The sequence below is a fragment of the Streptomyces sp. NBC_01233 genome, from assembly GCF_035989305.1.
Taxonomy (GTDB): domain Bacteria; phylum Actinomycetota; class Actinomycetes; order Streptomycetales; family Streptomycetaceae; genus Streptomyces.
Map to the genome: position 1 here is coordinate 1,196,373 of NZ_CP108514.1, position 26,629 is coordinate 1,223,001.

Consider the following 26,629-nt stretch of genomic DNA (forward strand, 5'->3'; position numbering starts at 1 on the left):
CGGCGTCGGCCTCGTCGCACCCGCTCCTCGGCCGGCAGTCTCTGCCTCCCGCTACAGAGCGTGTTCACGAGCGCGACTTCTTCCTCCGGTTCGGCGATCAGCTCTCCCTCAACGCCGGAACGCTCGCGGCCATCGAACGCACCGCCATCCACAGCGCCCACATCGAGTCCGCCTGGTCGATCTTCGACGTATTGGCACCTGAGGGAGAAGCCGCTCCGATTCACGCAAACGTGCCCGAGCCCGAACACAGGCGGCCGCCTCGAGGCCGTCCAGGACGCCGGGCGCACCTCCGCGCGAAGGCTCCTCCGCGGCCTCCGGCAAGCGCGCCGTGACCCCACACCGTCGGTGCCGAATGGCAGCCCCCGCCGTGCACCCTCGATTCAGACGCTCGCCCCGCCGCCCAGCAGCCGGGCGAGCGTGCTCACCGCCCCGTCGATCTCGCGGGCGCACTCGTACAGCACAGGGTGGGGCCTCCCCCACGGGTCTGCGACGTCGTCCTCGACTGGCGGGACCGGGGCGGCGGCACCCCGACGGCCGGCCGCAGCCGCGACGACGACGTCGAAACCGTCCACGTCCCGCGGGCCTTCCCGGCCCGCTCCCCCGCCCCGCACTCCTCCCGCGGCGAGACGCACGAATTCCTTCAGGGTGAAGCAGCGCCGCATCGCCGACGGCGCAAGCCGCACGGCCGCCTCCCTGTGCTCGATGGCAAGCCCGAGGACCAGCGCCGCTCCCACGACGAGCTGCGCGGTGAGCGGGCGGGCCGCGAAGCCGGAGCCGTCACCTCCCCGCTTCTCCAGCACCGCCCTGGTGGAGCTCTCCATACCGGGCCGGGGCCACGCCTCGGTGCCGGCGCTCTCCGGCCGCACGGCCGAGCCGGGCGGTAGCTTCGCGGCCAGCAGCCGCTCGGCAAGCACCGAGCGGTGCACGTTGCCCGTGCAGACGAACAGGACACAGGTCATTTCTCGCCCGCGAGATGCGTCGCCGCAGCGGCCTCCCTCCGGCGTTCCGCCCCACGGGGAGCGGGCAGCTCGCCGTACGACCCGTAGGCACCGTAGCGGTCGCCCCTGGGCACCGGAGCCATATTGAGGACGGTGCCGAGGACGCGGACACCCACGCGGTCCAGCGATTCCGCAGCAGTGTGGACCTGTTCCCGGCTGGTCTTGGCGGCGCGGACGACGAGCAGTGCGCCATGGGCGAGCGGAGCGAGTCCGACGGTGTCGGCGACAGGCAGCAGCGGCGCGCTGTCGACGATCACGACCTCGTAGGTGTCCGCCAGGTCGCGCAGCACCGCTTCCATCCGCGCCGAGGCGAGCAGCACCGTGGGATTCGGTGGTACGGCGCCGCTGGCAAGCACCGAGAGTCCGCCGCCGACCTGCTGCATCACGTCCTCGATGCGGGCCTGTCCAATGAGCACCGTGGTCAGACCGGCGTCCTGGACGAGACCGAAGGTCGAGGCCACACTCGGACGGCGCAGGTCGCCGTCCACGAGACAGGTGGAGACACCTGCCTCGGCGAGCGAGAGGGCAAGATTCACCGCGGTGCTGGTCTTGCCCTCACCGGGCACCGAACTCGTCACCACGATGATCCGGGGCGGGTCGTCGACCTGCGAGAACTGCAGGTTGGTGCGCAGCTTGCGGAAGGCCTCGACGCGGTTGGATCGCCCATCGGCGCTGACGAGCGGTTGCCCGGGGGCGTTCCTGTCGTACGGGATGGTGCCGAGACCCGGCAGCGCGGTGAACTCGCCCAGCGCCTCGCTCGTCTTGAGCGTGGTGTCGAGGTTCTCGCGCAGGGCGACGATTCCGGCACCGAGCAGCAGGCCGCCGAGCACTCCTGCGGCCAGGTTCAGCAGCGGGCGGGGCGAGACGGGACCGATGGGGGCGACGGCCTCCTGGGTGACGCCCAGGGAGACGGGTGAGGCACCGTCGCCCGTACGGCTGCTTCGGAACCGCTCCGAGTCGGGCGCGTACTTGGGCGCCTCCAGTCGCTCGACGACCGCGCTGAACCGCCGCGCCACGGCGTTGGCGATGCGCGCCGCACGCTTGGGCTCGGTGTCCCGGACGGTGATGTCGATGAGCACGGTGTTGAGCGGGGCGACGGCGGTGATCCGGGACGCTAGTTCCTCCGGGGTGGTGCGCAGCCGCAGCTCCTTCACCACGGGCCGGGTCACCTGACGGGTGGCCACGATCGCGGCGTACGACTGCACGCGCGCCTGCGAGAAGCTCTGACCCTGGTTCAGTTGGGCGGTGTCCTCACCGGTGCGGGTGGCGACGAAGAGCTGGGTCCTCGCCTCGTAGACGGGTGTGCTCAAGCTCGTCGCGGCGAGCGCCGCCCCGATCGCGAGAACCAGACAGACCACGACGGTCGGCCAGCGTCTGGCAAGAGCCTTCAGAAATCGGTGGAGATCCAAGCTTCACCCCTCATGGAACCGAGGGAACCACCCAAAATGGAATGTTGTGTTCCCTATGTATGCAGCCGACGATAGGGACTCGCGCGTTTCAACCGGGGGAGACACCCCCATCTCAGCCAGTCGAACGACCCTGGCGTCACGCCGTCCGGCCACCCCGTCGGGGTGGCAGCGTGGGCCATCGGGGAGCGGACACTGCACCATCCGGTGACTTCTGGGCAACACACCGTCAACCAACGCCCTAATGTCCCTTTTCTCATATATCCACGTATCTGGATCTTGATGACGGCCGACGCTGCAGCCTGGCCCAGATTGAAGTCGAGGAGAGTGAGAAGATGACGACATCACCCAGATGGCGGGTTTGCCTGACATCGGCAGCATCGGCTGTCGTGCTCGTCGTCGCACCGTTGGTGGGGGCGCAGACCGCCCATGCGCAGTACCCGCCGCCACCGTACCCGCCGCCACCCCCATGCCTCACCCTGGGCGCCACCACGGCAACGGCCGGAGGTACCGTGAACTTCAGGGCTACGGGGTTCGCCCCCCGGCAGCCTGTCACGGCGTTGCTGGCATCGGACCCGATCGTCCTCGGCCGGTACCGGGCCGACGCCGGCGGGACGGCGTATGCGACCGTGACCATCCCGAACAGGGTCCGCGCCGGCTGGCACACCTTCAAGGTCACCGCGCGCAATCCCAACCTCACCTGCTCCGCTCGCATCAAGGTGCGGGCCGCGGTCGGTTGGCCAGATCACGACAGACACGACGGACACAGAGATGGCGGAAATAACGGACACGGGCATGACGGAGACGACGGACGGAACGGACACAACGAGCCGGGGCGCCCCGACCGCAGCCCGGACCTCGCGGACACCGCCAGTGAACAGGCTCTGGCAGCGAGCGGCAGCGCAGCCGGCCTGATTGCGGCCGGCGGGGGCACGATGCTGGCCGTGCGCCGTCGCCGCAGTGCATGACGGAGCACGACATCAGCACGGCGGTACCACGGCGTCCCGGCCCCGGCCGAAACGCCTTCCGCATGCGCAGGCCCGGCCGCTCCCGCGAGGGGGCACCGGGCCGCCGTCGCGCGCTCAGGAACACACCGCTGGCCGCCGCGTACGCGGCCGACCGGCTGGTCGGCGACGTGCTGTCCCCGCTGGTGCGAGCCCTGCCCCCGCCCACGCCGGACAGCCGCGTTGACGGGGTGTCCGAGGCCCTCTACGACCTTGCAGCAAGCACGCGCCGGAACTCGTCCGGGCCGCCCGCGTCGCGGTCGAGGCGCAGGCCGACGTGCACGGGCTGCCCCGGTGCACCTGGCTGCCGGCGGCCGACCGGGCCCGGACCGGGCTCGCGCGGCAGATCGACCGCCTCACCCCGGAGATGACCGACGCTTCCCTGGCAGCCCGCGTCACGCTGAGCCGTTTCCTGCGCGTCACCGACCCGGCCCGCATGGTCAACGGCATTGAGCTCACCGCCGACAACGTCGTGGACCACACCGAACGGGCCAGCTACGCGATGTACGACTGGGCGGTTCCTGCCGTGTCTGAGCGCCCGCGCCACACCGGGGCGGCCGTGCTCTTGGGTGTGCTGCTGCTCGCGTCGTGCGCGACGGGAGAGCGCGCCCTGGACGATCCGGCAGGCCGGGCCTCGGGTGGGCAGCGGTTCGCCGCGCACCGGGTCGAGCACCTGCGGGTCAAGGGCCGGTCCTCGGTACGGGCAGGGCGTCCGGGCAAGAAGTCCACGGTCCGCGCGGCACTCCCCGCGCCCTTGTTCGGTGAGGGCATCACCGTGCTCGGCCGAACCCTGTGGCAGCTCACCCGGCGGAACCGGACCGCCGTCGAGCGCGATGCCAGGATGCTCGCGGAGCTGCGTCGCGTCCCGTACCCGGACGACGGCTGGGGCGTGTGCCTCCAGCGGACCCGGCACCGGCTGGTGACCAGCGGCGGCTCGTCACGGCTGACGTTCCGCGACCCCGGGACGCTCGCGAAGACGGGCGAGGTCGCCGTGGCCGAAGGGGGCCGGCCGGTGACGGGGCTGAACGAGTTGGAGTGCGTCGGCGGCGCCGTGTACGCCAACGTGCTCTTCACCAACCGGATCATGCTCATCGACCCCGCCACCGGAGCGGTGACGGCGAGCATCGACGCCTCGGGCCTGCTGCGCGACGAACTCGTCCCGGGATCGACGCTGAACGGGATCGCGGCCATCCCCGAAACGGACCAGTTCCTGGTCACGGGGAAGTCCTGGCCCAGAATGTTCCGCTCCGCGTGCTGTTCGTCCCGGCGGGAGGCAAGCCACACTGCGACGCAGATCACCGGCCTCGCGATAACGACGCTGCCCAGCCTGGATGCGCCCTGCACACCTGGTCATGCCGACCGACTCGGTCAACGGCGAGAAGGCTGCATCCGAAAGCGTCACCGTCGCGGGCGGCAAGGCCAAGGACTCCATCCAGGTCGTGGGCGTCGCCCAGCTGCTCCTCGACTCCGTCAGGACGCCGATCGACCCGGTGGGCGAAGCGGATGCAAAGAGCGAGCCGGAGCCGGTGAAGTAACCGGCGTTCGTACGCCGCCGAGGGGCCGAGGTCGCGCACCTTGGGTTCTAGGAGCAATACCAGTGACTTAAGGATCTCGGCTGGTAGGGTGTTGGCCAGGAGGTGTCTGGATGCCACGCCCTGGACAGGTCAAGCCGGAGACGGACGAGCGGTTGTCGGATCGGATCGCGATCGGACTGCTGACGCGGACGTTCCCGCCGGAGCTGGTGGACCGGGTCGTGGAGGAATCCGGGAAGGCCGGGCAGCGCAACCGGCTGCTGCCTCCACGGGTGGTCGTCTACTTCGTGCTGGCGATGTGCTTGTTCTCCGGTCAGGGCTACGAAGAGGTCGCACGGCTGCTCACTCAGGGTCTGGCCTGGGCCAAGCACTGGTCGGGTTCGTGGCAGGTGCCTACGCCCGGTGCGGTTTCCCGGGCCCGGGCCAGGCTCGGGCCCGAGCCGCTCAAGGCTCTCTTCGAGCAGTCCGCCGGGCCTGTGGCGACCGAGTCCACTCCCGGTGCGTGGTACGGGTGTTGGCGTCTGATGGCGGTCGACGGGACCACGTTCGACGTGCCGGACAGTGAGGAGAACGACGCCCGGTTCGGTCGTCCCGCCACCCACCGGGGCGAGCGGACCGCGTTCCCGCAGGTGCGGGTGGTGGCGCTGGCGGAGTGCGGCACGCACGCCATCACCCGCGCGGCTCTGGGGCCGTTCACCACCGCGGAGTCCGTGATCGCGCGGGAGCTGTTCGACGCCCTTGGACCGGATGACCTGCTGATGGCCGACCGGGGCTTCGCCGGGCTGGAGCAGTGGCGAGCGGCATCGGCCGAGCGGTGCGGACCTGCTCTGGCGCATCAAGTCCAACGCCGTCCTGCCCGTGCGGCGCGAGCTCCCCGACGGGTCCTACCTCTCCGACATCGTGGCGGCCAAGGACCACCGCAAACGCACCGATCCCACCGTGGTGCGGGTCATCGAGTACACCCTGGACGACCCCGGACGCCCGCAGCACGACGCCCCGTACCGGCTGATCACCACCATCCTCGACCACGAAGCCGCACCCGCGGCGGAGTTGGCGGCCCTCTACAACGAGCGATGGGAGATCGAGACCACACTGGACGAGCTGAAGACCCACCAACGCGGCCCCGCCCAGGTCCTGCGCTCCCGATCGCCCGACGGCGTCGAACAGGAGGTCTGGGCCCACCTCCTCGTCCATCACGCGATCCGCCAGCTCATGCACACCGCCGCCCGGGACACCGACACCGATACCGACCGGCTTTCCTTCACCCGCACCCTCCGCCTCGCCCGACGCCAGGTCACCGCGCAGGCGGCCTTTTCCCCTGACCGCCTGGCCACAGCCCTCACCGACGGGATACGAGAGATAGCCCGTCACCTCCTGCCACCGCGACGACAGCGGTCGAACGCCCGCGTCGTCAAACGCAAGATGTCCAACTTCGGCGTCAAGCGCACCGCACACCGGCTCTGGCCACAGCCGACACTCGACCCAGCCCGAGCCGTGGCCATCGCCCCACACCACAAAACGGCCCCGACCAACCCACCGAAGACCCCAGGCACCCCGGACCCTTAAATCACTGGTATTGGTTCTAGGAGTGCGACCCCGGCCCCTCGCCTGTGCGTATCTGGTACCCGAGCCTGCGCCGCGTGGCCCCTTCACTGGTCCTTTCCGGTGAGGATCGGCGAGGCGAACGGCAGGCAGCACGCTGTGCCGCGATCCTTCGGTGACATTCGATGCGCACCAGGTCGCGGGCGGCCGTCAGTAGTGACGGCAACGGTGGTCACGTGACGAGCCGACACGCGAGGTGGAGTAACACGACGATGCACATCGTGCGGGTGAGCTACCGGGTCCCCCCAATGCCGGGAGGAATGGAACGCCATGTCGAATACCTGACGCGTCATCAGGTCAATGGCGGAAACCGGGTGACGATGTCGTTCCGGCACGGGGCGACGGTACCGGTCGGAGCCACGCGACTGCCGCTCCGAAGGATCCCCCGGTCCCGGATGCTCGGGCCGGTGTCCGACCGGCTCGCTTTCGCGGCGGAAGCCGCTGCGGCGATCAAGGACCTCTGCGCCGCCCGACGCAACGTGGACGTTGTGCATCTCCACGGCGACCACATCGAGGCCGCCGGGCTGGGTCCCGTGTGCCGACGCCTGGGAATTCCGCTGTTCCTGACGGTGCATGCGGCACTCACCGACCGGCATCAGTGGCTCGCACGGCACGCTTTCCGGCATGTGAGGGCCTTCATCGCCCTGGGGTCGGCGACCGCTGCCGACCTCGCGGCGCGTGGCGTGGACCGGGAACGCATCCTCACCATGTCCAGCGGCCTGGAGTTGTCCGCCATGCCGTCCCCCATCGATGCTCTGGCCCGTGAGCCCGGCCTGATCGTCAGCGTCGGCGCGCTGAACCCGATGAAGAACCACCATCTGCTCATCGAGGCGTTCCACGAACTGGCGCACAGTCGGCCGGGCATGCGTCTGGTGATCGCGGGAGAAGGCCCGGAGCGGGACCGCCTCAACCGGCTCGCAGCGGCGGGTCCGGGAGTCGAACTGGTCGGTCCGCTGCGCCGACAGAAGGTCTACGACCTGGTCCGGCGAGCCGAAGTGTTCGTCCTCGCGTCACGCAGACTCTCCGGGAAGGGCGAAGGCGTGCCCACGGCGGCGCTGGAGGCGCTCGCGCTGGGCACGCCCGTCGTGGTGTCCTCGGACGCCTCGCTCGATCCGGTGGTCACCGACCGCGAGGCCTATCGGGTCTTCCCATCAGGCTCGAAGGCGGACCTGGTGCATGTTCTGAGAACCGTGCTCGACGACGGACCGGGCCGCAACCGGATGAGTGAGCTCGGGGTACGTGCGGCCGCGGAGCTGGACTGGTCCCGGGTCGCAAAGCGCGTCGAGAAGTGGTACCGAGCAGCGCCGGAACAGCTGCACTCCTTCGCATGACGGGCGCTGAAAGGGAGCAAACGAATGCCGACGACAATTCATGGCATGGCCAAAATGGTCTGGGAACATCCCGCCAACCGTGGGCGGCGGGCTCAGGCCTTCGCCGCCATGGCGGGATGGCAAGCCTGGAAGAGGATGATCGGGCAGCCACTGGAATTGTCCGTATACGGCGACATGTCGTTCCGCGCCTATCCTGACAGCACGCAGCCGGGTCGTTTCGTCTATTTCGGCGGGCTTCCGGATTACGAAGAAATGACTTTCATGAAGCGATATCTCCGGCCTGGAGACGGGTTTATCGACGGCGGTGCCAACGAAGGAATGTTCACCTTGCTCGCCGCCCAGCTCGTGGGGCCGAACGGAGCCGTACACGCCTTCGAGGCCGTGCCCGCGTTTGTGAAACGGCTGCAGGACAACGTCGGCGTGAATTCCCTGCGTTGTGTGACGGTCCATGAAATGGCGATCGGGGCCGAGCAGGGCACCGTGTCGTTCGTTGTGAGGGGCTCTGGTTCACGCATCCGGACCGAGGCCGACAGCGACAGCGACAGCGCCGTGCAGGTGAGGCTCGGCCGGCTCGACGAGACCCTGCCCGAACGCTCCTTCGCGATGGGCAAGCTCGACGTCGAAGGCACGGAACACCTGGCCCTCCGTGGTGCAGACCGACTCATCGCCCGGGGCGAGCCGGCGGTGTGGATGCTCGAACTCGTCGACAAGTTCCTCCACCGCTTCGGCTCCACGGCCCGTGAGGTCCGTCGATGGCTCGGTGACCACGATTACGACATGGTGCTCTACGACCCGGACCGCAACCGGCTCGTCCCAGCGCCGGATCAGCTCTCCGCGGGGCCCGATGTACTGGCTGTGTGCCGCCGCCGACGGCCGGATGTGGAAGCGCGGCTCGCCGCTGCGGTCTGACACGGAAAGGGGAGAACTCGAATCCAGTATTGCCGCTTCGCTCCACCCTGCGGACGCATCACGAAGTTCCCGAGAATGTCTAAACCGGAAAAGTAGCCCAGGTCGGCAAGAATGGGGTGTCTAATTCACTGGTGACGGCCCGCAACTGCCCGGCGCAGTGCGAGCTGTGGCGACGGAAAGGAATCCGTGATGAGTGCGGCTCATTGCATCGAACGCGCTGTTGTGACCGGGGCGGCGGGCTTCATCGGCTCCCATGTCGTAGAGGCCCTGCTGCAACGCGGGGCCACCGTTCTCGGCATCGACCGGCGCTCGCCCCGCGACAACACCTTGGCGGCGGAGAACCTCAAGGGCGTAATGGGACACCCAGGTTTCCGCCTGGTCCAGGGCGACCTCGTGACAGACGAGCTCAAGCCCTGGGTCCACGCCGCGGACGCCGTGTTTCACCTCGCGGCCATTCCGGGCGTCCGGCCGTCGTGGGGGGACGGCTTCGGCGAGTACCTCGCGTGCAACGTACTGGCGACGCAGCGGTTGATGGACGCATGCCAGTCCTCGGGTGTCCGCCGCCTCGTCCTCGCCTCGTCCTCCAGCGTCTACGGGGACGCCGTCGGCAGGGGCCCCCTGCGCGAGGAGGACGCCACCGCTCCTCTGTCACCGTACGGGGTGACCAAGCTCGCGGCCGAACGTCTTGCTCTCGCCTACGCGCTCGCCCCGGCAAGCCCCACGAGCGTGGTCGCGCTGCGTTACTTCACGGTGTACGGCCCCCGGCAGCGGCCGGACATGGCTATCGGCCGGATGTTGCGCGGAATCCTCACGGGAGAGCCGCTGCAGCTTTACGGGGACGGCCACCAGCGCCGGGACTTCACCTTCGTCACGGACGCCGTGGCAGCCACTGTCGCCGCAGCGACCGCAGATGCGACCGCGGAGGCGGTCAACGTGGGCGGAGGGGACAGCGTTTCGGTGCTCGACGTGCTGAGGAGGATCGGCGACATCACCGGGGCGAAGGTTCCGGTGCGCGACGACATCCACCAGCCAGGCGATGTGCAGGTGACCGAAGCGAATCTCACGAAGGCACGTGAGCTGCTCGGTTACGTCCCCTCGATCACGTTGACCGAGGGGATCGAGCGCCAGTGGAAATGGCTGTCCACCCGTTCCCGCGGCCCTCTCCACGACGCGGCTGCCGTGACGGCGTGACACGGAGAGCGGTGGGCGGCATGCGCGTCTTCCTTGATGTCGGCGGACACTACGGCGAGTCCCTCGACGTTGCCCTCGACCCCCGCTGGGGCTTCGAGAGGATCTACTCGTTCGAGCCGGCGGAACCCTGCCAGCGCATTCTCCGGGGGTTCCGCGACTCCCGGGTGCACATCGTGCCGGCCGGCCTGTCCAGCAGGACAGGGCGGGCGACCCTGTTCGGGGCGGGTCTGCTCGGAGCGAGTGTGTATGCCGACAAGGGTGAGTTGGGCGACGGGCACGTCCGGGCGGAGACCATCGCCCTGCTGCGTGCCACGGACTGGCTGCGGGCGAACACGTCGGCCCACGACGAGATCTACCTCAAGCTCAACTGCGAAGGCAGTGAGTGCGACGTGCTCGAGGATCTCCTGGACAGCGGCGTGATCAGCCGGCTGCGGAGCATCTACGTCGACTTCGACGTCCGCAAGATCCCCAGCCAGGCCCATCGGCACGCGATCGTGGAGGACAGACTGCGACACCACAGCCAGAGGTTCGTCACGCCCGATTCCCTGAAGAGTCACGGAGGCGGCGCCGCGGTGCGGGAGTGGCTCGTCCTGGTGAGCCCGCATTCACCCGCCGCGGCGAGCACGGTGCGCTACCGTCTCGGACTCCACCGCCCGCCCTACATCTGGGCCACGCACGCCGCGCGGGCCGCGCTGCCGCGACCCATCTACGCGCTCGCAGCGCGCCGCTTCGGCGCCCAGGCCCGGCAACGGACCGGGGCCGACCGCGGCTGATCCGGCCGGGTGCGCCGCCACGCATGTGGCCGGCGGCGCACCCTCACAGTAGCGCGTGGAGCATCGCGGCCACGCGCTCGGGGGAGAATTCACTCTGCGCCCGGTGCCGCAACCGCAGCCCCAGCTCGCACCGGTCGGCACGGGGAACAGCCGCCAGAGACCGAAGGTGCCCGGCCAGCGCGTCGAGGTCACCGACCGGCGCCACATAGGGGTAGTCGGCACCCACCACGTCCACCGAACCGCCTGCATCGGTCGTCACCACCGGTGTGCCCGAGGCCATCGCCTCCAGCAGCACCCGCGGGAAGCCCTCCTCGTAGCTCGGCATGACGACGACGTCCGCCGCCGCGTACAGCCGGGGCAGGTCGCGATTGGGAACGGCGCCCATCAGCTGCATGCGTCCGCTCCTCGCCGGGTCGGCCGCCTCGCGTTCCAGGCGGGGCCGATCCGGGCCGTCCCCGGCGACCACGAGCCGGACCCGGAGGCCGCAGTCACGGACCTGCGGGGCCGAAGCGACCGCGTCCAGCAGGGGTGCGAGGAGGGTGACTCCCTTGCGATACGACAGCCGGTGCACGAAGAGCACGATGAACTCCTGCTCATCCCAGCCGAGTTCGGTTCGCGCCCCGTCGCGTGCGGCCTCGTCCAGGGGGGCGAAGCGCTCGGCGTCGATGTCGTTGTAGAGCAGCCGCATCCGTTGGCTCGGCACGCCCCACACCCCGGCCATCAGCGGCACCATGGTCTCCGGGCCGGTCACCAGGCAGTGCACGAGCCGCGCCGTCAGCAGGTTGACGAACTCGTGGGCCCTGAGCCGCAGGGTCCTGGGTTGCTCCGGACTCCGTACGTCGGGCAGACCGCTGCGCCAGAGCAGGATGCGGTGGCGGTACAGCGGGTAGGTCAGGATCAGGACGATAACGAAGAGGGTGGAGTAGCGCAGGAAGTAGGTCCGGTAGCCGGCGCGGGACAGGCGGTGGACCGTGAGCGCGGTGCCCAGCATCCGGCCGATCCGGTGCCGGCCGGGTACGCGCATCAGGAGACGGACCCCGGCGAGTTGCGCCGGAGGATTGCCGCGCTCCACAGCGGCCGCGACGTCGACACGCTGTCCCAGAGCCGCCAGCAACGCCGGGATGTGCGCGAAGTGTTCGGACTCGTCTTCAGACAGGTGGGGCACCACATAGACGAGCCGCGGGCACGAACCGGGCTGGGCGGAGTCCGGTTCGCTGTGTGTCCTGCCCTGCATCACGTCGGCCATCTAGCCCACCTGCTGCTGGAGTTGTTCAGCGCGCCGCTGCGGAACGCCCGGCAACCGCACCGCGCCCGTGATCTTTCTGGAGTCGAACAGGAAGACCGGGCGTTGACGGCGGCGCCCGCAGAAGTCCAAGAAGGCCCTGCTGCAGTTGACGTCGTCGCTGGCGAAGATGCCGCTCTGGGTCATCCTGGGCCAGGCCTGCCCGTACTCGAACATCTGCGGAAGATACAGATGGTCGCTGTCGTGGAAGAACAAATCGATGGACCCCACGCGCTCCAGCGCCCGGCTGAAGCATGCCGCGAGGTCCTTCGGGTCGAGGATCTCCAGCTGCCACTGCGGGTGTTCGCCGACCAGTCGGCCTGCGGTGTGGTTGACGTCGAAGCTGTGCAGCACCCCTGAGCCATTGCGCTCGAGTGCGGCGAGGATCAGCCATGAGGATCGGCCGTCGGCCACACCGGTCTCCACCACCGACTGAGGCTTGAGCAGCCGGCTCAGTCCGTACAGCACCGCGCTGGTCTCCGCTTCCACGCCGTGAGTCCGGGGGTAGCAGAGCGCCGTGTCGGCGTAGCGGGCGGTCAGTTCTTCGGTGACCTCCTGGTACTCGCCCAGGACGCGCTCGATCTCTGTCGTTTCCCAGCCCAGTTCCCGCAGAAATCCCGGCGCCGATGTGGTCAGCTTCCCTCCGGAGCGGGTGAAGTCCATGATGCTCGGCGCCGTGTACCGCCGGATGCCGGTTCCGAGGGTACGCATGGCGACGTACCCGCCCAGCACTGACGCCACAGGCCTCATTCCAGAGTGCCTGACCCAACGACGAACGGTCGATACCCGACTCACGGCGCCCTCCTCAGTGTTACCTGGTGTCTGCGCCACCTAACGTATCGGGTCATACCGGGTTTATCCCCTACAACACGGGGCGTTGGATGGTCAGTCGGCGCTGATGTCCCGGAAAAGTGCGGCCAGCACGCCGATGTTGGTGTCGAAGCCATGGGTCGCCAGGACGCGGTCGCGTACCAAGGCCAGTTGAGCTGCGCCGCGAGCAGCAGGCCGAAGCCTCCGAGGGGATGAGCCGACGCGCGTCAGAAGCCGGGGACGGCGTTCCCGGCGTCGGCCGGTCACGCTTCAGCGGCTCTTCCCAGACCGTGAGCAGCTGCGGCGGAATCCAGACGGAACGAAGGCCGCGCTCCTTCAGCGCGCCGCGTCCCGGCACGGATTGCCCCTTCTCAGCATGTCTGAACCGGATATATCGCATCGAGAGTTAAGAATGGGGCTGATCCTCGTCACCGAAGACCTGAAGAGCTGGGTAAACGACGGCCCCCGCCCGAGAACGGAGGTCCGGGTGCACGAGGACGTGGAACGCTCGACCCGGTGGGCCGGCCACGCCCGGCCGCGCCCCGGCTGGTGGCGGCATGAGAGCAGGAGCGGCAACGGACATCCTTATCTTCGCCGTCGTGCGTGGGCGGCCTCCGTTGCCCGAATGGCACTGCCGGTGTCCGTCTACGAGCAGGCCGCACGACGTGTCGGCGTCCAAGCGCGCAGGCGCGCCCGGACACACAGTGCCTGAGACCACCAAAGGAAGCAGCAGGCCGTGGCGATTCATAAGGGGCTGGTGCCGTGAGGTGGCTACGGGCATGCGCCAACATTCCCCCTCGGCTGCGCGGCGCGCGCATCGGAACCGGGTCGTACATCTCTCCGCGGGCAGTGATCCAGGAGCATGCCCGCATCGCCATCGGGCAGCGGACCCTGGTCGGCCGCCACGTGGAGCTGGTCCCGCAGGGCGGCTCCATCACGATCGGCAGCGATTGCTCACTGAACAACCACGTCGTCCTCTACGGCGCCGGCGGGATCACCGTGCAGGACGGGTGCCGCATCGCGACCGGCGTCGTCATCGTCGCCTTCAACCACGGGGTCGACGACCTCGCCCTCCCTATCCGCTGCCAGCCGATCACGGCCCGAGGCGTCGTCGTCGGGAACGACGTGTGGATCGGGGCACACTCGGTCCTGCTGGACGGGGTGACCGTCGGGTCGGGCAGCGTGATCGGAGCGGGGTCGGTCGTCACGCGCGACGTCCCCGAGTACGCCGTCGTGGCCGGCAACCCCGCGCGCGTGCTGCGTCGCCGCGGGGTCTCGCAGCGGACGGCTATTGCAACCGCGGAGCCCGCGCCGTGACACGGCGATAGAGGAGGCCGAGCTCCTCGATGTTGGTGGAGAAGGCGTGGACCGCGAGGACTTTTCGGCGTACGGCGGCCAGGTCCTCGGGCCGGGGCGGGAACGCCGCCACCTGGCGCAGACCCTCGGCGAGTGCCCCGGCGCCGGGCGGAACCAGCATGATGCCGGGCCAGCCGGACACGGCAGCCGGAATGCCCCCGACACGGGTCGCCACGACGGGAAGGGCCGCAGACGCCGCTTCCAGCAGGGTTCTCGGCAGCCCTTCGTCCCTCGACGAGATGACGAAGAGGTCGGCACGCGCGTACTCCTTCCGCACCTCGTCGATGTCGCGTGCTCCGAGGAAGGTGACCTTGTCGGCCAGGCCGAGCCGTTCAGCAAGGTCCACGAGCCTCGCCTTCTCGGGACCGTCACCGACGATGCGCAGCCGGGCCGTCGGGACCGTCTCGAGCAGCGTGGCCAGCGCCGTCAGGAGGATGTCGTACCCCTTGGACGGTACGAGCCGGCCAACCGCGAGGAGGGACAGACCGGGTCCGGCCAGCGGCGGGACGGTGCGGACCGGCGGATCCTCCCAGACAGGCTGGAGCCGCGGCGGCACGAGAGCGGACGGGATGCCGCGCTGCGAGAACGCGTCGGCCATCGACTGGGCCACCACTCTGCGCTCGGTGGCTCGTCGGGCGAACGCGACGACGGACCGTTCGAGGACGGCCTTGCGCCATCGGCCGAGTGAGGCGACCGGCAGGCCGAGATAGTCGCCGTGGACGTCCATGAGCCAGGGACGCCTGACGACCAGCGACACGGTCCAGGCCGCCAGCCAGCCCCACGGCTCCGCCCCGTTGAGGACGACGGTCTCGCCCCTGCGGGCTGCCGCACGCGCGAGGCGCACCCCGAGGCGGACCGAGCCGGCGGCCCACAGCAGGGACTGCGGCCCCGGGCGGCGCGGGTGCCGTACCACGTGCATCGAGCCGCGGTCGCACTCCAGGTGCGGGCCCGCCCAGATGCACCAGGCGTGACCGAGCCGGTCGGCCAGCGCGTTCCACGACCGGAAGTCGGCGGAGTCCTCGACGTCGCGCTGCCGGTGGCCCGAGATGGTCACGACGGTGATGCGCTGCCGTTCCACGGGGGCGGTGGAGTGTGTGGTCATCACACGGCCTGGAGCCGGTAGCGGGTCAGCAGGGACGCCAGCTCGGCCGGGGGGACCCTCGACCAGGCGTCGACGGCCGACAGACGCGGTACGAAGGGTTCGCAGCCCTGGGCGTACGTCGGGTGGTCGAAGTCGAAGAAGCGCACGGTGATCCCGTGCTCGGCGAAGGCGTCAAGGTCCAGGTAGTCGCGCCCCGAGGGCCCGGCGAGGTACTCGTCGGCGCCTACCGCCCGGCACAGATTGAGGATCAGTTCGGACTTGGTCCCGGTGGCGTCGAGCTCGGAAGAACGAGCCGTCGGCACCTTGACGTCGAACTGTGACAGCATCCAGTCCGCGAGGTCGAGGTTGAGGTCGGCCAGGGAGCCGCCGGGCGGTGCCGCATCGATCACCGATAGCAGGTCGTCGATACGGTCCACGCCCCGGGTCCCGGACACCGCCTGGATCAGGCGGCCACGGTAGCGACGCCGCCAGGATGGCATCTCGCAGATCCGCACATCGCAGATCCGCGTGCCGAACGGGGCGGTCACCGGAACCGTCAACCAGGTGGGCCGGCCGTCCAGCATGACCCGGTTGCGGTTCTGGAAGTAGTTCTTCCGGTACGGCACGGCGTCGAGAACGATCCACAGGTCCGACGCGGCGACCTTGGCCAGGAGGCCGAGCCACGGCAGGTGCTCGGGCTGGTGGATGGTGACCCTCATGCAAGCACGCCTTCCAGGCGGGACACCTCGAACGCCTCGCCGTACCGGGCACGCATCTCGTAGCCGCGGTATCGGGAGCGGGCCTCGACGCCTTCGATCCACTGCTCCCCGTACTTGGTGTATTCGGACTTGTGCTGACGCAGGGCCTGCAACTTCTTCTCGATGGTGTCGTCGATGTTGATGTACAGCTGCGGGCGGAAACCGACGTAGCTGCGCCCCGACGGGGTGATGGGCTCGTACATGACGACGGAGTTGTAGTACCGGCTCGCCGCGATGGTGGCGAGCGCGGTGTTGGCATGAGACCGATGGGTGTCGAACGGCCAGTGTGTGAAGACCATCGTCGGGTGGAAGTCGTCGACGACCTTGTTGATCGACTCCACGACGGTCGAGTGGTTCTCCACGTCCTTGGCGGGGAACGACAGAACGTCGATCTCCTTGACCCCGAGAGTGGCGGCGGCTTCCCGGCCCTCTGTGACCGCCACGTCGGCGTCGCGGAAGTGGCTCCCGTCGTAGCTGGTGTAGTCCGATGGGCTCATCACCAGGAAACGCACCCGTGCTCCTGCCTCCACGAGACGAGCGGCGGTCCCTCCGGCCGCCAGCTCGATGTCGTCGAGGTGAGCCCCCACGAACAGGCTGCGCTCAAACATCGGGTTGCTACAGAACATCACGTCGTCCTCTCGGGAAACAGTCACCGATGGAGTGGGGTGCCGGCCGCCAGTGACAGCTTGCCTTCCGGCGTGGTGCCGGTCACGCGGAAGCCCGCACGTGCGTACAGGTCAAGTGCCGGCTGGTTGCGGGGGTCGCAGATGAGAGTGACGATGCCGGGCGTTCGCGCCAGGAGGAGGGCGAGCAGCCGAGAAGCGATACCGGTGCCCTGGTGACGAGGGTCGGTGGCCACGCGGTGAATGTGCGCGCCCTCGGGACGCCGGGAGGCAATCACGAATCCGACCGGCTTCCCGCGCAGGGTCGCGACGAGGCTCAGCTCGCGCTTTCCGGGAAGGTGCCGGGCGAAGTTCTCGGCCTGCCACGGACCGGTGTCGTAGTGGCTGCTTGCCCGGTGCACGCGCTGTTCCAACTCGACGAGCGGGTCGAGCAGTTTGTCGACGACATCGCCCAGGCGATGCAGGTCTCGGGCGGGCTGCCGGACGGCTGTCTTCCCCTTCGTACTGTGCATCCAAGTCCCTCGAGGTCGCGGCTTTCGCATGAGCGTCCCAGGGCGGAGGCCGCAGGAGGCTTCGGCGAGCCGATCCGGGCACATCAGTACCTCCGACGGCGTATTGGGGACGCGGGCTCCCGCGTGCCGCATACACAGTGCCGCGTCGGCGCGGCCACACTCGGCCCGGTGACATTGCCAAGGACGCGAATGAAGCTGCTGCTCGTGGTCAGCGCCGCCGCCGCGATTTCCGCGCCAGTGATCAGCGCGGACCTCGGGGGGCCTCCAGGGGCTGCGCCGGACGGCACCTCACTGGCGGACGTCATGGGCTCGGCATGGCTGGTGGCGGCGACGTTGGTGGCCCTGGCCACGCTCGGGATGCTCCTGCCGCCCGAGCTCCTGCTGACCGGTGCCGTCGTGCTGGGCCATGGGTTCGGAATCGCCGCTGTGCAAGTCCCGGTGGCGGGGCCGCTGCTCATCAGCGACGTGCTATTGCTTGTCTACCTGCTTCGCGTTGTCGCAGAGCGTGGTACGTCAGCGGAACGCAATGGATCGGTCAACCTGTGGCTCGCACTGTTCCTGGGCTGGTCGTTTCTGGCCACTCTCTACGCAGGCTTGACCGTCACACCCTTGCTCCGGATCGCCGCCTACTGTGCGGTGTTCGCCCTCCTTTCGCGCCGGTGGGTGGATCGGAGACTCGTGTACTACGGCGTACTGTGCTACGCCCTCGCCAACCTTGTTGGCGGCGTGCTGCTGGGGCAACCGCGGCTCCTCGGGGTGGACATCGGCGACCCCTCTCAGACCGGCGCACTTCTGCTGGCCGCACTGTGCCCACTGCTCACATCCGAACTGCGGTTCAGGGGAAGGTGGTTCGTCGGCGCGGTGCTTTTTTGCGGGATCTTCCTGACGCAGACGCGCGGCGTGTGGTTCGCCACGGTCGTCGTGCTGGTCGTGTGGGCGCAGAAGAAGCTTTCAGCAGTCAGGATCGCCGCCATTCTCGCGGGTCTCGGACTGGCAGGGCTGCAGATGGTCGGCTTGGTCACCCAGTGGTTGGGCCTCAACAGCTTCAGCGAGGTTCTCCGTACGCAGAGCGTCGTCAACGGAATCCGCTCCGGCCTGGAGAATCCCGTCTTCGGGAGCGGATGGGGACACGTGTCGTCCATGGACCATTTCCAGGTAGCCGGCTGGAACCCAATCCGACATGTCATGCCGTACAACCTGTTCGTCAATGTGTTTACCTCGGTGGGTCTGCCCGCACTGCTGGCGCTCGCGTTGTTCCTGGGAGCGCTGCTCCGGCGCCTGGCATGCCGACGTGACACACCTTTGCTGTTCACGGTCGCCGTACTCGCCATGTCCTTGACGGAAATGACCCTGTACGCGGGGTCGACGCTGACGCTGATTTTCTTCGTCTATGCGGGCATGGGGCTCGGCCCGGCAGTGCCGGCGGATAGGGGCATCGTCAGGATGCTAAACCCCACCACTGGGCACCGGCTGACCGCACTCAGGACCGACAGACCGGGAGAGCTCCGTACGGAGGCCGGTGTCAGGCGCAAAGCATCGGCCACGATGTGACGGATGTGTAGGCCATAGGTGTCTCCCTCGCCGTGCAGGCGGCGCGTCGTCGTCGTCGCTTCCTCCTGTCGGGTCACCATCAGTGCGCGTCGCGAGCACGTATCAGTGCCCGACTCAGCGATCGGCCAGGAACGCGGTGAGGCTGAATGGTGATTGCCCGAGGTCACACCCACGATGCCGCTCCCTCCCGAATCCGGGTGATGAGGGTCATCGCCCGGATGAACGTGGGCGGTCCGGCCCTCCAGGTCTCCACACTCATGGGGGGGCTCGACAGCGAGCTTTTCGACCACCGGCTCTTCGCAGGCTTCGTGGGCCCGGACGAGGCCGATTACGTGGAGCAGCGGGCCCCGCATGTACAGGTCTGCCCGGTGCCAACCCTGGGCCGCGCCGTACGGCCCACCGATGATCTGCGTGCCCTGTCGGCACTGACCGCCGCCATGCGCCGGTTCCGGCCGCACATCGTTCACACGCACACCGCCAAGGCGGGAGCACTCGGACGTATGGCGGCCGTGCTCGCGCGGGTGCCGGTACGCGTGCACACCTTCCACGGCCACCTCCTGCAGGGCTACTTCTCACCGGCGAAGACCCGCCTGGTGGTGCAGGCCGAGCGCAGCCTTGCGACCGTCACCGACCGGCTGGTGGCGGTGGGACGCAGCGTGCGCGACGACCTCCTGGCCGCCGGCATCGGCCGACCCGGGCAGTACGCCGTGGTTCCGCCTGGCACCACGCCGGCCGCTGCTCCGGGCCGCTCGGAGGCGCGCAAACAGCTCGGCCTCCCGGGGGACAGCCTCGTCGTGGCCTATGTCGGGCGGGTGACCAGGATCAAACGGCCCGACCGGTTCCTGTCGGTGGCCCGAGAGGTGCGTCACGCGTTTCCGGCCGCTCGATTCCTGGTGTGCGGGGACGGAGACCTGCACGGCGATCTGGAAGCGGCCGGCGATCTGCGCGACTCGCTCCACCTGCTGGGCTGGCGCGCCGACGTGGAGACCGTCTACGCCGCCTCGGACATGGTGCTGCTCACATCGGACAACGAGGGTATGCCGGTCAGTCTCATTGAGGCGGGGCTGGCGGGGGTGCCGGCCGTGGCAACGAACGTGGGCAGCGTGGCAGAGGTGGTCCAGGACGGGCGGACCGGGCTTCTGGCCCGGCGCGACGCCGACGAGCTCACCCGCCACACCGTGAGGCTCCTTGGCGACGACTCGCTCCGCCGCCGGATGGGCGAGGAGGCCCGCGCCTGGACAGCGCGGCAGTTCGGGGCCGAGCGCCTGGTACAGGACACCCACGACCTTTATGCCTCCATCGCCGTGGAGCACGGCTGGTGGCCGAGCCCCCACTGAAAGGTGCGAACCGTTGAACGTCGTAGTGACCGGAGGCGCCGGGTTCATCGGAGCGAACCTGTGCCGTGAACTGACCTCCCGCCCTTCCGTCGGCAGGGTCGTCGCCCTGGACGACCTGAGTACCGGTACAGCGGCCAATCTCGCGGGTACGGACGTGGAGCTGGTCGAGGGCAGCATCCTCGACCGCGACCTGCTCGAGGGCGTGGTGGCCGGGGCCGACGCCGTGGTCCATCTGGCCGCGCGGCCGTCCGTGCCCCGTTCCCTGGTGGATCCGTTCGCCAGCCACGAAGTCAACGCCACCGGAACCATGCGCGTCCTCGAAGCGTGCCGCCGCGGGAACACCCACCTGGTCGCCGCGTCCTCGTCGTCGGTGTACGGCTCGGTCGCCGACCTGCCCAAGCACGAGGGCCTGCCGACGCGTCCCCTCAGCCCGTACGCCGCCAGCAAGCTCGCCACCGAGGCCTACGCGCTCGCCTACGGATCGGCTTTCGGCCTTCCGGCCCTCGTTTTCCGCTTCTTCAATGTCTACGGCCCGCTGCAGCCTGCCGGGCACGCCTACGCAGCCGTCGTTCCGGCCTTCATCGACGCCGCGCTGCGCGGTCAGTCTCTGACGGTCTTCGGCGACGGCCACCAGACCCGCGACTTCACCTACGTCGGAACGGTCGCCCGGGTACTCGCAGACGCCGTCCTGGGGAAGGTCACGAGTACGAGCCCCGTCAACCTGGCCTTCGGCACCCGGATCAGCGTCCTGGAGCTCGCCCATCACCTCGCCAAGACGCTGGAGCTGGCGATCGACATCCGCCACGAGGACCCCCGCCGCGGCGACGTGCGCGACTCGCAGGCCGACGACGGACTGCTCCGCAGTCTCTTCCCGGCTCTCGCGGCGGTTCCGCTGGAGGAGGGACTGGCCGAGACCGTCCGGTGGTTCCGCTCCCTGCCGGCGTACGCGTAGCGGAGCCGATGCGCGGCGGCCTCGCGGGCGGGAACTCAGTGGTCTCCGCCGCAGGCCGCGCCGACCGCATGGACTCGGGAGCCAGTCCCCACCGGACCCCGCCCGGCCTGGACACCCGGATCCGGCATCGACCGGGTGAGGCACCTCAGCACGATGAACCAGCCGGCCGTGCTCAGGACCATGAGGCCCAGATTTCCCCATGCCCAGGCCAGTGCCCTGCCCGACGCACCGGCACAGAAGTGAATGACGGCGGCCAGCATCCCGAGCTGACAGACGCCCTCGGCGGTGAGAAAGACCAGCCTGACACCGGGGAAGCCCAGAGCCGAGGGCAGAACTTTGGACCAGATCGCCGTGCCACGCAGCGCGGCCCCCGCCAGCATGACCACCGCCGCCGTGGACAGAATCGTGTACTGGGGGCCGTACATCAGGCCGATCAGCAGGCCGAGGAGGAAAACCGCGACCACCACCGCGACCAGTCCGATGGCGCCGACGAGTGCACTGCAGCGGCGGACGTCGCGCACCACCGCCCATCGGCGCCCATCGGCTCCGGCCCGTGCAAGACGCGGGTAGAGCTGTGACGCCACTGGGTTGACGGCGCTCCCGAAGAGACGGCCCGGAGCGCCGGCGATTTTCAGGTACGTCACCAGGGTGGGGCCACCGAGCAGTCCGGCCAGAAGGGAGACGCCGCTGTCCGAAGCCAGGGAGACGGACTGGGTCGCCGAACTCTTCACCAGGAAGGGCAACAGGCCTGCCGGCATCGGAGCGGGGCCGTCAGCGGGAGGGCCGCACGCCTGCCTCACCTGCCGCCAGGCGATCACGGTGACGGATACGGTGGAAACCAGGCCGGTGATCACGGTGGCCACCAGGTAGCCGCCCGTGCCGGCCGTCATCAATGCCGTCAGCGTCACCAGGAAGCCGAAGACGGCGAGCGCCACGCGGATCACTCCGAGCCGCTCAAGTCGGTCGGAGATCGCGAAACCGGCCGATGCACTGCCCCAGGGCGTGGCCGCTCCTGCCGCCAGCACGGCAGGCACGAGCAGCGACAGCCGTTCGGCGGGGATCCATCCGAGGGCCGCGGCGGCCAGCGCCGCCGCCACGCCCAGGACCGTGGCCAGCAGCCCGGCCCCGATGTCCAGCCGGAGAAGCCGGCAGTACAGCCGGGTTCCGCAACCGGGGCCGCGACGTTGTTCCATGGGAACGAACCGCTGCTGCGCGTCCTCGAAGCGCGGATCCCCCAGCAGGAACCAGACCGCTGCCATGGCCTGGGCCAGAAGCACCTCCCCCGCCGCAGTGCTCCCGACCAGCCGGACCAGTGTGACGGTGGTGGCGAACGAGAGTGCCGCCTCGATCTGGCTGGCGGCGGTGAGCGAGCCGAAGGTCCTCAGATGCCGTTGCCAGGGCAGGCGCCTCGCCAAGCGCCTCACCCACCTCCCGGGGTCGGTCCCGGCGCCTGTGGCATCCAGCGGCGCCGCCGTTGACGGTGTACCTCTCACCTGCTGCTGCACCTCCTCGTCACTCGGCGCGTGTGGCGGGCATCGGTTGTCTTCCTACCGCAACCGCCCAACGGCCGGTCTGACCTGGCGAAGTCGTCCCGGCCTCGGCGGATCAGGAGGATCCGGTCGGCACGGATCCTCCCCGGCCCGGGAAGGGCGCGGACGTGCGCGGGTCAGAGGATCTCGACACGCTCACCCCGGCAGCGATTCCGCGAGTCGAAAACGTAGGCACCGGCCTCTTCGACGAGTGCGTAGTCGAAGGCATCGTGATCGGTCGCCACGACGACCACGTCGGCCGCCCGGACCTCCGCCTCGGTGAGTTCGACCCGGGTGATCTGCGGAGGAACTAGGTACGAGTCGGTGTGCGGCTCCACCACCACCAGCCGGGCGCCGAGAGCGAGCAGCGACCGGGCGATGGCGAGGGCCGGCGACTCACGGATGTCGCCCGTGTTCTTCTTGTAGGCCAGACCGAGTTGCAGTACGCGCGAGCCCTTGACCGACTTACCGCGTTCGTTCAGTCCGCGGGTGATCCGCCAGACGGCATGGGACGGCATGTGATCGTTGATCTCATTGGCCAGGGAGATGAATCGGAGATCCTGTTTCAGCAGCCTCTTGACCTGCCACGACAGATAGGACGGGTCCACCGGCAGGCAGTGTCCGCCCACGCCGGGACCTGGTCGGAACGGCATGAAGCCGAACGGCTTGCTGCTGGCGGCCTCCACGGCCTCCCAGATGTCGGCACCCAACTGTCGGGACACCATGGCCATTTCGTTGACCATCGCAATGTTGACGTGCCGGTAGGTGTTCTCCAGCAGCTTGGTCAGCTCGGCAGTTCGGCACGAACTCACCGGCACAGTCCGCTCCACGATGTCGCCGTAGAATTTCCGGACGTTGCGCAGGGACGCGGCGTCGATCCCGGAGACCACCTTGGGTGTGTTCTCCAGGTGCCAGTCGGGGTTGCCCGGGTCGATGCGCTCGGGGCTGTAGCCGAGGTGGAAATCCGCTCCGGCCCTCAGTCCGCTGCCCGCTTCCAGCAGCGGCAGCAGCAGGCTCTCGGTCGTCCCGGGATACGTGGTGGACTCGAGGACCACGGTGGCGCCGGGTGAGATGTGGGGGGCGATGCTCCGACCGGCGCACTCCACGAAACTCAGATCGGGGACGCCCTCACGCAGGGGTGTCGGCACGGTGATGACGCATACGTCGAAACCGTCGATCCCGTCGTAGTCGGTGGCGGCACGGAAGTGGCCGCTGTCCGTGATGGCCATGAGGCGTGCGTCGTCGACGCCTTCGATGTAGGAGTCGCAGGCGCCCAGGCGTTTGACACGCAACTCGTCGGTATCCACGCCGACGACGGAATATCCCGCCTCGACCGCCCGGACGGCCAGCGGAAGGCCTACGTAGCCCAAGCCTACGACGATCAGGTTGCGCCTGTCGGCGACGCTGCTCTGACGCACCCTCATCACTCCGGTTTTTTGAGGAATCGGCATATGCCAAAGCTAATTGACGCATGCGCGGCAGCTCCGACGCGCACCTTCGGGATGTGTCCGACCGACATCACCCTGATTCCGTAACGGCAGACTCGCCGAGCGTTCCGTCATCACCTGACGAACTTCCAATATCCGCTATTCATCGCATAGGTGAACGTTGGCTCGGCACTGTGATCGAGCTCCTCGGAACCGCGACCCGCCCACACCACCCGAACCGGAGTGAAGCCGCACATGGATCGTTGTTCGAAGTACCTGGTCACCGGCGGAGCCGGCTTCATCGGCTCCCATCTCGTGGACGCACTGCTGGCTGACGGAAACAGCGTGGTGGTCCTCGACAACCTCACCACCGGCCGGCAGGAAAACCTCACCCAGGCGCGAGCGAACCCATGCTTCCGCTTCGTCCACGGGTCCGTGCTGGATGCGCCGCTCGTCGACGAGCTGGTGCAGGAATGCAAGATTGTCATCCATTTGGCTGCCGCCGTAGGGGTCAAACTCATCGTCGAGCAGCCGTTGAGGTCGTTCATCACGAACACAAAAGGCACCGAGACCGTCATCGAGTCCGCGCAGCGCCACGATCGCAGGATTCTCATCGCCAGCACCTCGGAAATCTACGGGAAGAATTCCTCCGGACCGCTCAGCGAGACCTCCGACCGCATCCTGGGCAGCCCGTCCGTGGCCCGGTGGTCGTACAGCACCGCCAAGGCGGTGGACGAGATCATGGCCTGCCTCTACCACCGCGAGCGAGGGCTGAGGTCGACGGTGGTCCGGTTCTTCAACACCGTGGGACCCCGCCAGAGCCCGGCGTACGGAATGGTCATTCCGCGATTCGCCCGGCAGGCAGTGCTCGGGGAACCCCTCACGATCCATGCGGACGGCCGCCAGAGACGCTGCTTTCTGCATGTCGCCGATGCCGTCTCGGCGCTGCTGCTCCTGCTGGAACAGCCCGAGGCGGTGGGAGAGACCTTCAATATCGGCGTGGACGACGAGATCGGCATCCTCGAGCTCGCCAACCGGATCATCGCCGAGACCGGAAGCATCTCACGGGTGGAACATCTGTCGTACGCCGAGGCATACGGAGCGGACTTCGAGGACATGGAACGACGAGTCCCCGACACCACGAAACTCCGCGCAGTGACGGGCTGGCAGCCCCGGCACAGCCTCGCCGACGTGCTCGCGGACGCGATCGCGGACGCCCGTGCCGCATGGCGCGACAACCCGTCGGCACACGTGCCGGGCGCCCCGGAGCAACTTCTCCCAGTGACCGACGGGCCCGTTTCCGGAATCGCTCTGGCGGGACGGTGACCGGCATCAGCGCAGCGGTGCCGATGGCGGGAGCAGGCGTCGCGGCCCTGCTGATCGGAGGGCTGCTGACGGAACCAATGCGGCGCTTCGCCCTTCGCCATGGGATCACCGACCGTCCCAGCGCCCGTAAGGCGCACACCAGGCCCACGCCCTATCTCGGCGGTGTCGCCGTCGCGCTCGCCACCCTTGCCGCGGGTACGGCCGTCGCGCTCGCCCGGGGTGTCTTCGACCCGCTTCTCGGGGTGCTGCTCGGCGGCGCGGCAATCGTGTGCGTCCTCGGGCTCATCGACGATCTGCGCCAGCTGGGCCCAAAGATCCGGCTGTTCGTCGAGACGTCGACCGCCACGCTGGTGGTAGCGGCAGGGGGGCATCCGACCGTCTTCGGCGGCGCGGTCGACGCGGTGCTCGCCGTCCTCTGGATCGTCTTCATCACGAATGCGTTCAACCTGCTGGACAACATGGACGGCGCAGCGTCATCGCTGTGTGTCGTCATCGGCGGATTCGTCTGCCTGACTGCCCTGCCAGGCGATCCAGACGGCCTGGGTGTGGTGATGGCGGCCCTGACCGGGGCCTGTCTCGGCTTCCTGTTCCACAACAGGAATCCGGCACGGATCTTTCTCGGTGACGCGGGCTCACTCTTCCTCGGCTTCACGCTGGCCTCCGCGATGATGGTGCGCCACGATGGCGCCGCCGGCCTGTCCGGACCCGCCAGTCTGCTGCTCGCCACCCTGGTTCCGACGTTGGACACCACGCTGGTGATGCTGTCCCGCTACCGGGAGTCGAGGCCCCTGCTGCAAGGCGGCACGGACCACATCGCTCACCGGTTGCGGCGCATGGGGTTGACAGTGCCGCAGGTCGTCCGGACACTCAGCGCCTTCGCTGTGGTGGGCTGCTTGGCCGCCATGCTGGTGACCTACGGGTTGCTTGCTTCCGGCATTGCGCTCCTCGCCGTCTCCGCGGTGGGGATCGGGGCGGTGTGGCTGCTACTCAAAGTCCCCGCTGTGGCCACCGCTTCGCCGCGCGTCGCGGTCCCGGCCGGGGCCCTGGCCGACGGGGCCGCTCGTACAGCACTCCGGTTGAGGCACAGTGGTGGGTCCGGACGCCGCCACAGGGCGGTCCGGCCGATGGGTGTGCCGCATTCACGGGGAGCCCGGAAGGCCACCGCATTGTCCCCGCCAGCGGGCACTCCGGTCGCACCGCAGTGATGTCGTGGAAGAGGCGCATTCGGGTGATGCTTCCGCGAAAAACGCGCGACCGAACCAAGGCCTCGTGTTCGGGCGCCACTCAGCACCTATGGTGCTGACCCGCGACGGCGCAAGGCCTCGTCGGCATCGGAAGG

The 26,629-nt window shown here is 68.8% G+C and carries 21 protein-coding genes and 3 pseudogenes; 14 read left to right on the plus strand and 10 right to left on the minus strand.

Annotated elements, in window-relative coordinates; genetic code table 11:
* Positions 1 to 380: 380 nt before the first annotated feature.
* Complete coding sequence (locus tag OG332_RS05900) at positions 381 to 959, minus strand: arsenate reductase/protein-tyrosine-phosphatase family protein (RefSeq protein WP_327412432.1); 579 nt, start codon at positions 957 to 959, stop codon at positions 381 to 383.
* Complete coding sequence (locus tag OG332_RS05905) at positions 956 to 2,407, minus strand: polysaccharide biosynthesis tyrosine autokinase (RefSeq protein WP_327412433.1); 1,452 nt, start codon at positions 2,405 to 2,407, stop codon at positions 956 to 958. The genes OG332_RS05900 and OG332_RS05905 overlap by 4 nt, the downstream gene beginning before the upstream one ends.
* A 509-nt stretch (positions 2,408 to 2,916) precedes the next feature.
* Between OG332_RS05905 and OG332_RS05910 the strand changes: the two genes are divergently transcribed.
* The 8 genes and pseudogenes from OG332_RS05910 (at position 2,917) to OG332_RS05945 (ending at position 10,746) form a co-directional block, all read left to right on the plus strand.
* A complete protein-coding gene (locus OG332_RS05910) occupies positions 2,917 to 3,372 on the plus strand; it encodes a hypothetical protein (protein ID WP_327412434.1) in 456 nt (151 codons plus the stop codon).
* A 538-nt stretch (positions 3,373 to 3,910) separates the two neighbouring features.
* Positions 3,911 to 4,642, plus strand: a pseudogene (locus OG332_RS05915) (glutaminyl-peptide cyclotransferase); the annotation flags it as partial.
* Between the two features lie 103 nt (positions 4,643 to 4,745).
* Positions 4,746 to 4,943: pseudogene (locus OG332_RS05920) on the plus strand (hypothetical protein); the annotation flags it as partial.
* Positions 4,944 to 5,053: 110 nt separating this feature from the next.
* Positions 5,054 to 6,260 (plus strand): annotated as a pseudogene (locus tag OG332_RS05925) (IS4 family transposase); the annotation flags it as partial.
* Between the two features lie 494 nt (positions 6,261 to 6,754).
* A complete protein-coding gene (locus tag OG332_RS05930) occupies positions 6,755 to 7,873 on the plus strand; it encodes a glycosyltransferase family 4 protein (protein WP_327412435.1) in 1,119 nt (372 codons plus the stop codon).
* Positions 7,874 to 7,918: 45 nt separating this feature from the next.
* Positions 7,919 to 8,782 (plus strand): FkbM family methyltransferase, encoded by an 864-nt coding sequence (locus OG332_RS05935; protein WP_327412436.1) that lies wholly within the window; start codon positions 7,919 to 7,921, stop codon positions 8,780 to 8,782.
* 189 nt (positions 8,783 to 8,971) lie between these two features.
* Positions 8,972 to 9,973, plus strand: a complete 1,002-nt coding sequence (locus OG332_RS05940) for an NAD-dependent epimerase/dehydratase family protein (protein ID WP_327412437.1) — start codon at positions 8,972 to 8,974, stop codon at positions 9,971 to 9,973.
* The gene (locus tag OG332_RS05945; protein WP_327412438.1) at positions 9,970 to 10,746 is read left to right on the plus strand and encodes an FkbM family methyltransferase; all 777 of its coding nucleotides are present in this window, start codon (positions 9,970 to 9,972) and stop codon (positions 10,744 to 10,746) included. The genes OG332_RS05940 and OG332_RS05945 overlap by 4 nt, the downstream gene beginning before the upstream one ends.
* A 43-nt stretch (positions 10,747 to 10,789) precedes the next feature.
* Here the strand turns inward: OG332_RS05945 and OG332_RS05950 are convergent, their stop codons facing one another.
* Together OG332_RS05950 and OG332_RS05955 are read right to left on the minus strand one after the other, a co-directional pair.
* Positions 10,790 to 11,992, minus strand: coding sequence for a glycosyltransferase family 4 protein (locus OG332_RS05950; protein WP_327412439.1), 1,203 nt, complete (start codon positions 11,990 to 11,992; stop codon positions 10,790 to 10,792).
* Entirely contained in the window at positions 11,993 to 12,739 is a 747-nt protein-coding gene (locus OG332_RS05955) for a class I SAM-dependent methyltransferase (RefSeq protein WP_327412440.1), read from the minus strand.
* Between the two features lie 948 nt (positions 12,740 to 13,687).
* Here OG332_RS05955 and OG332_RS05960 point away from each other — a divergent pair.
* A complete protein-coding gene (locus tag OG332_RS05960; RefSeq protein WP_327412441.1) occupies positions 13,688 to 14,155 on the plus strand; it encodes an acyltransferase in 468 nt (155 codons plus the stop codon).
* Here OG332_RS05960 and OG332_RS05965 read toward each other — a convergent pair.
* Genes OG332_RS05965 through OG332_RS05980 form a run of 4 tightly spaced genes read right to left on the minus strand, consistent with a single transcriptional unit; the run spans position 14,127 to position 17,168 of the window.
* Positions 14,127 to 15,296 (minus strand): glycosyltransferase, encoded by a 1,170-nt coding sequence (locus OG332_RS05965; protein WP_327412442.1) that lies wholly within the window; start codon positions 15,294 to 15,296, stop codon positions 14,127 to 14,129. The genes OG332_RS05960 and OG332_RS05965 overlap by 29 nt on opposite strands.
* Positions 15,296 to 15,994, minus strand: coding sequence for a WbqC family protein (locus tag OG332_RS05970; RefSeq protein ID WP_327412443.1), 699 nt, complete (start codon positions 15,992 to 15,994; stop codon positions 15,296 to 15,298). Before OG332_RS05970 ends, OG332_RS05965 begins: the two co-directional genes overlap by 1 nt.
* Positions 15,991 to 16,686 (minus strand): PIG-L deacetylase family protein, encoded by a 696-nt coding sequence (locus tag OG332_RS05975; protein WP_327412444.1) that lies wholly within the window; start codon positions 16,684 to 16,686, stop codon positions 15,991 to 15,993. Before OG332_RS05975 ends, OG332_RS05970 begins: the two co-directional genes overlap by 4 nt.
* Positions 16,683 to 17,168: a GNAT family N-acetyltransferase gene (locus OG332_RS05980; RefSeq protein ID WP_327412445.1), complete on the minus strand. Its 486-nt coding sequence runs from the start codon at positions 17,166 to 17,168 to the stop codon at positions 16,683 to 16,685. The genes OG332_RS05975 and OG332_RS05980 overlap by 4 nt, the downstream gene beginning before the upstream one ends.
* A gap of 189 nt (positions 17,169 to 17,357) precedes the next feature.
* Between OG332_RS05980 and OG332_RS05985 the strand changes: the two genes are divergently transcribed.
* The 3 genes from OG332_RS05985 to OG332_RS05995 all read left to right on the plus strand — a co-directional run bounded on the left by OG332_RS05985 (position 17,358) and on the right by OG332_RS05995 (position 21,008).
* On the plus strand, positions 17,358 to 18,719 hold the full coding sequence (locus OG332_RS05985) for an O-antigen ligase family protein (protein WP_327412446.1): 1,362 nt from the start codon (positions 17,358 to 17,360) through the stop codon (positions 18,717 to 18,719).
* Between the two features lie 200 nt (positions 18,720 to 18,919).
* The gene (locus tag OG332_RS05990; RefSeq protein WP_327412447.1) at positions 18,920 to 20,056 is read left to right on the plus strand and encodes a glycosyltransferase; all 1,137 of its coding nucleotides are present in this window, start codon (positions 18,920 to 18,922) and stop codon (positions 20,054 to 20,056) included.
* Positions 20,057 to 20,069: 13 nt separating this feature from the next.
* Positions 20,070 to 21,008, plus strand: coding sequence for an NAD-dependent epimerase/dehydratase family protein (locus OG332_RS05995; RefSeq protein ID WP_327412448.1), 939 nt, complete (start codon positions 20,070 to 20,072; stop codon positions 21,006 to 21,008).
* 35 nt (positions 21,009 to 21,043) lie between these two features.
* Here the strand turns inward: OG332_RS05995 and OG332_RS06000 are convergent, their stop codons facing one another.
* Together OG332_RS06000 and OG332_RS06005 are read right to left on the minus strand one after the other, a co-directional pair.
* Positions 21,044 to 22,423: a lipopolysaccharide biosynthesis protein gene (locus OG332_RS06000; protein WP_327412449.1), complete on the minus strand. Its 1,380-nt coding sequence runs from the start codon at positions 22,421 to 22,423 to the stop codon at positions 21,044 to 21,046.
* A gap of 251 nt (positions 22,424 to 22,674) precedes the next feature.
* On the minus strand, positions 22,675 to 23,961 hold the full coding sequence (locus tag OG332_RS06005) for a nucleotide sugar dehydrogenase (RefSeq protein WP_442816114.1): 1,287 nt from the start codon (positions 23,959 to 23,961) through the stop codon (positions 22,675 to 22,677).
* A gap of 258 nt (positions 23,962 to 24,219) precedes the next feature.
* Here OG332_RS06005 and OG332_RS06010 point away from each other — a divergent pair, with 258 nt between their 5' ends.
* Positions 24,220 to 25,290 (plus strand): NAD-dependent epimerase/dehydratase family protein, encoded by a 1,071-nt coding sequence (locus OG332_RS06010; RefSeq protein WP_327412451.1) that lies wholly within the window; start codon positions 24,220 to 24,222, stop codon positions 25,288 to 25,290.
* Positions 25,287 to 26,495: an MraY family glycosyltransferase gene (locus tag OG332_RS06015; protein ID WP_327412452.1), complete on the plus strand. Its 1,209-nt coding sequence runs from the start codon at positions 25,287 to 25,289 to the stop codon at positions 26,493 to 26,495. Before OG332_RS06010 ends, OG332_RS06015 begins: the two co-directional genes overlap by 4 nt.
* Positions 26,496 to 26,629: the final 134 nt, after the last annotated feature.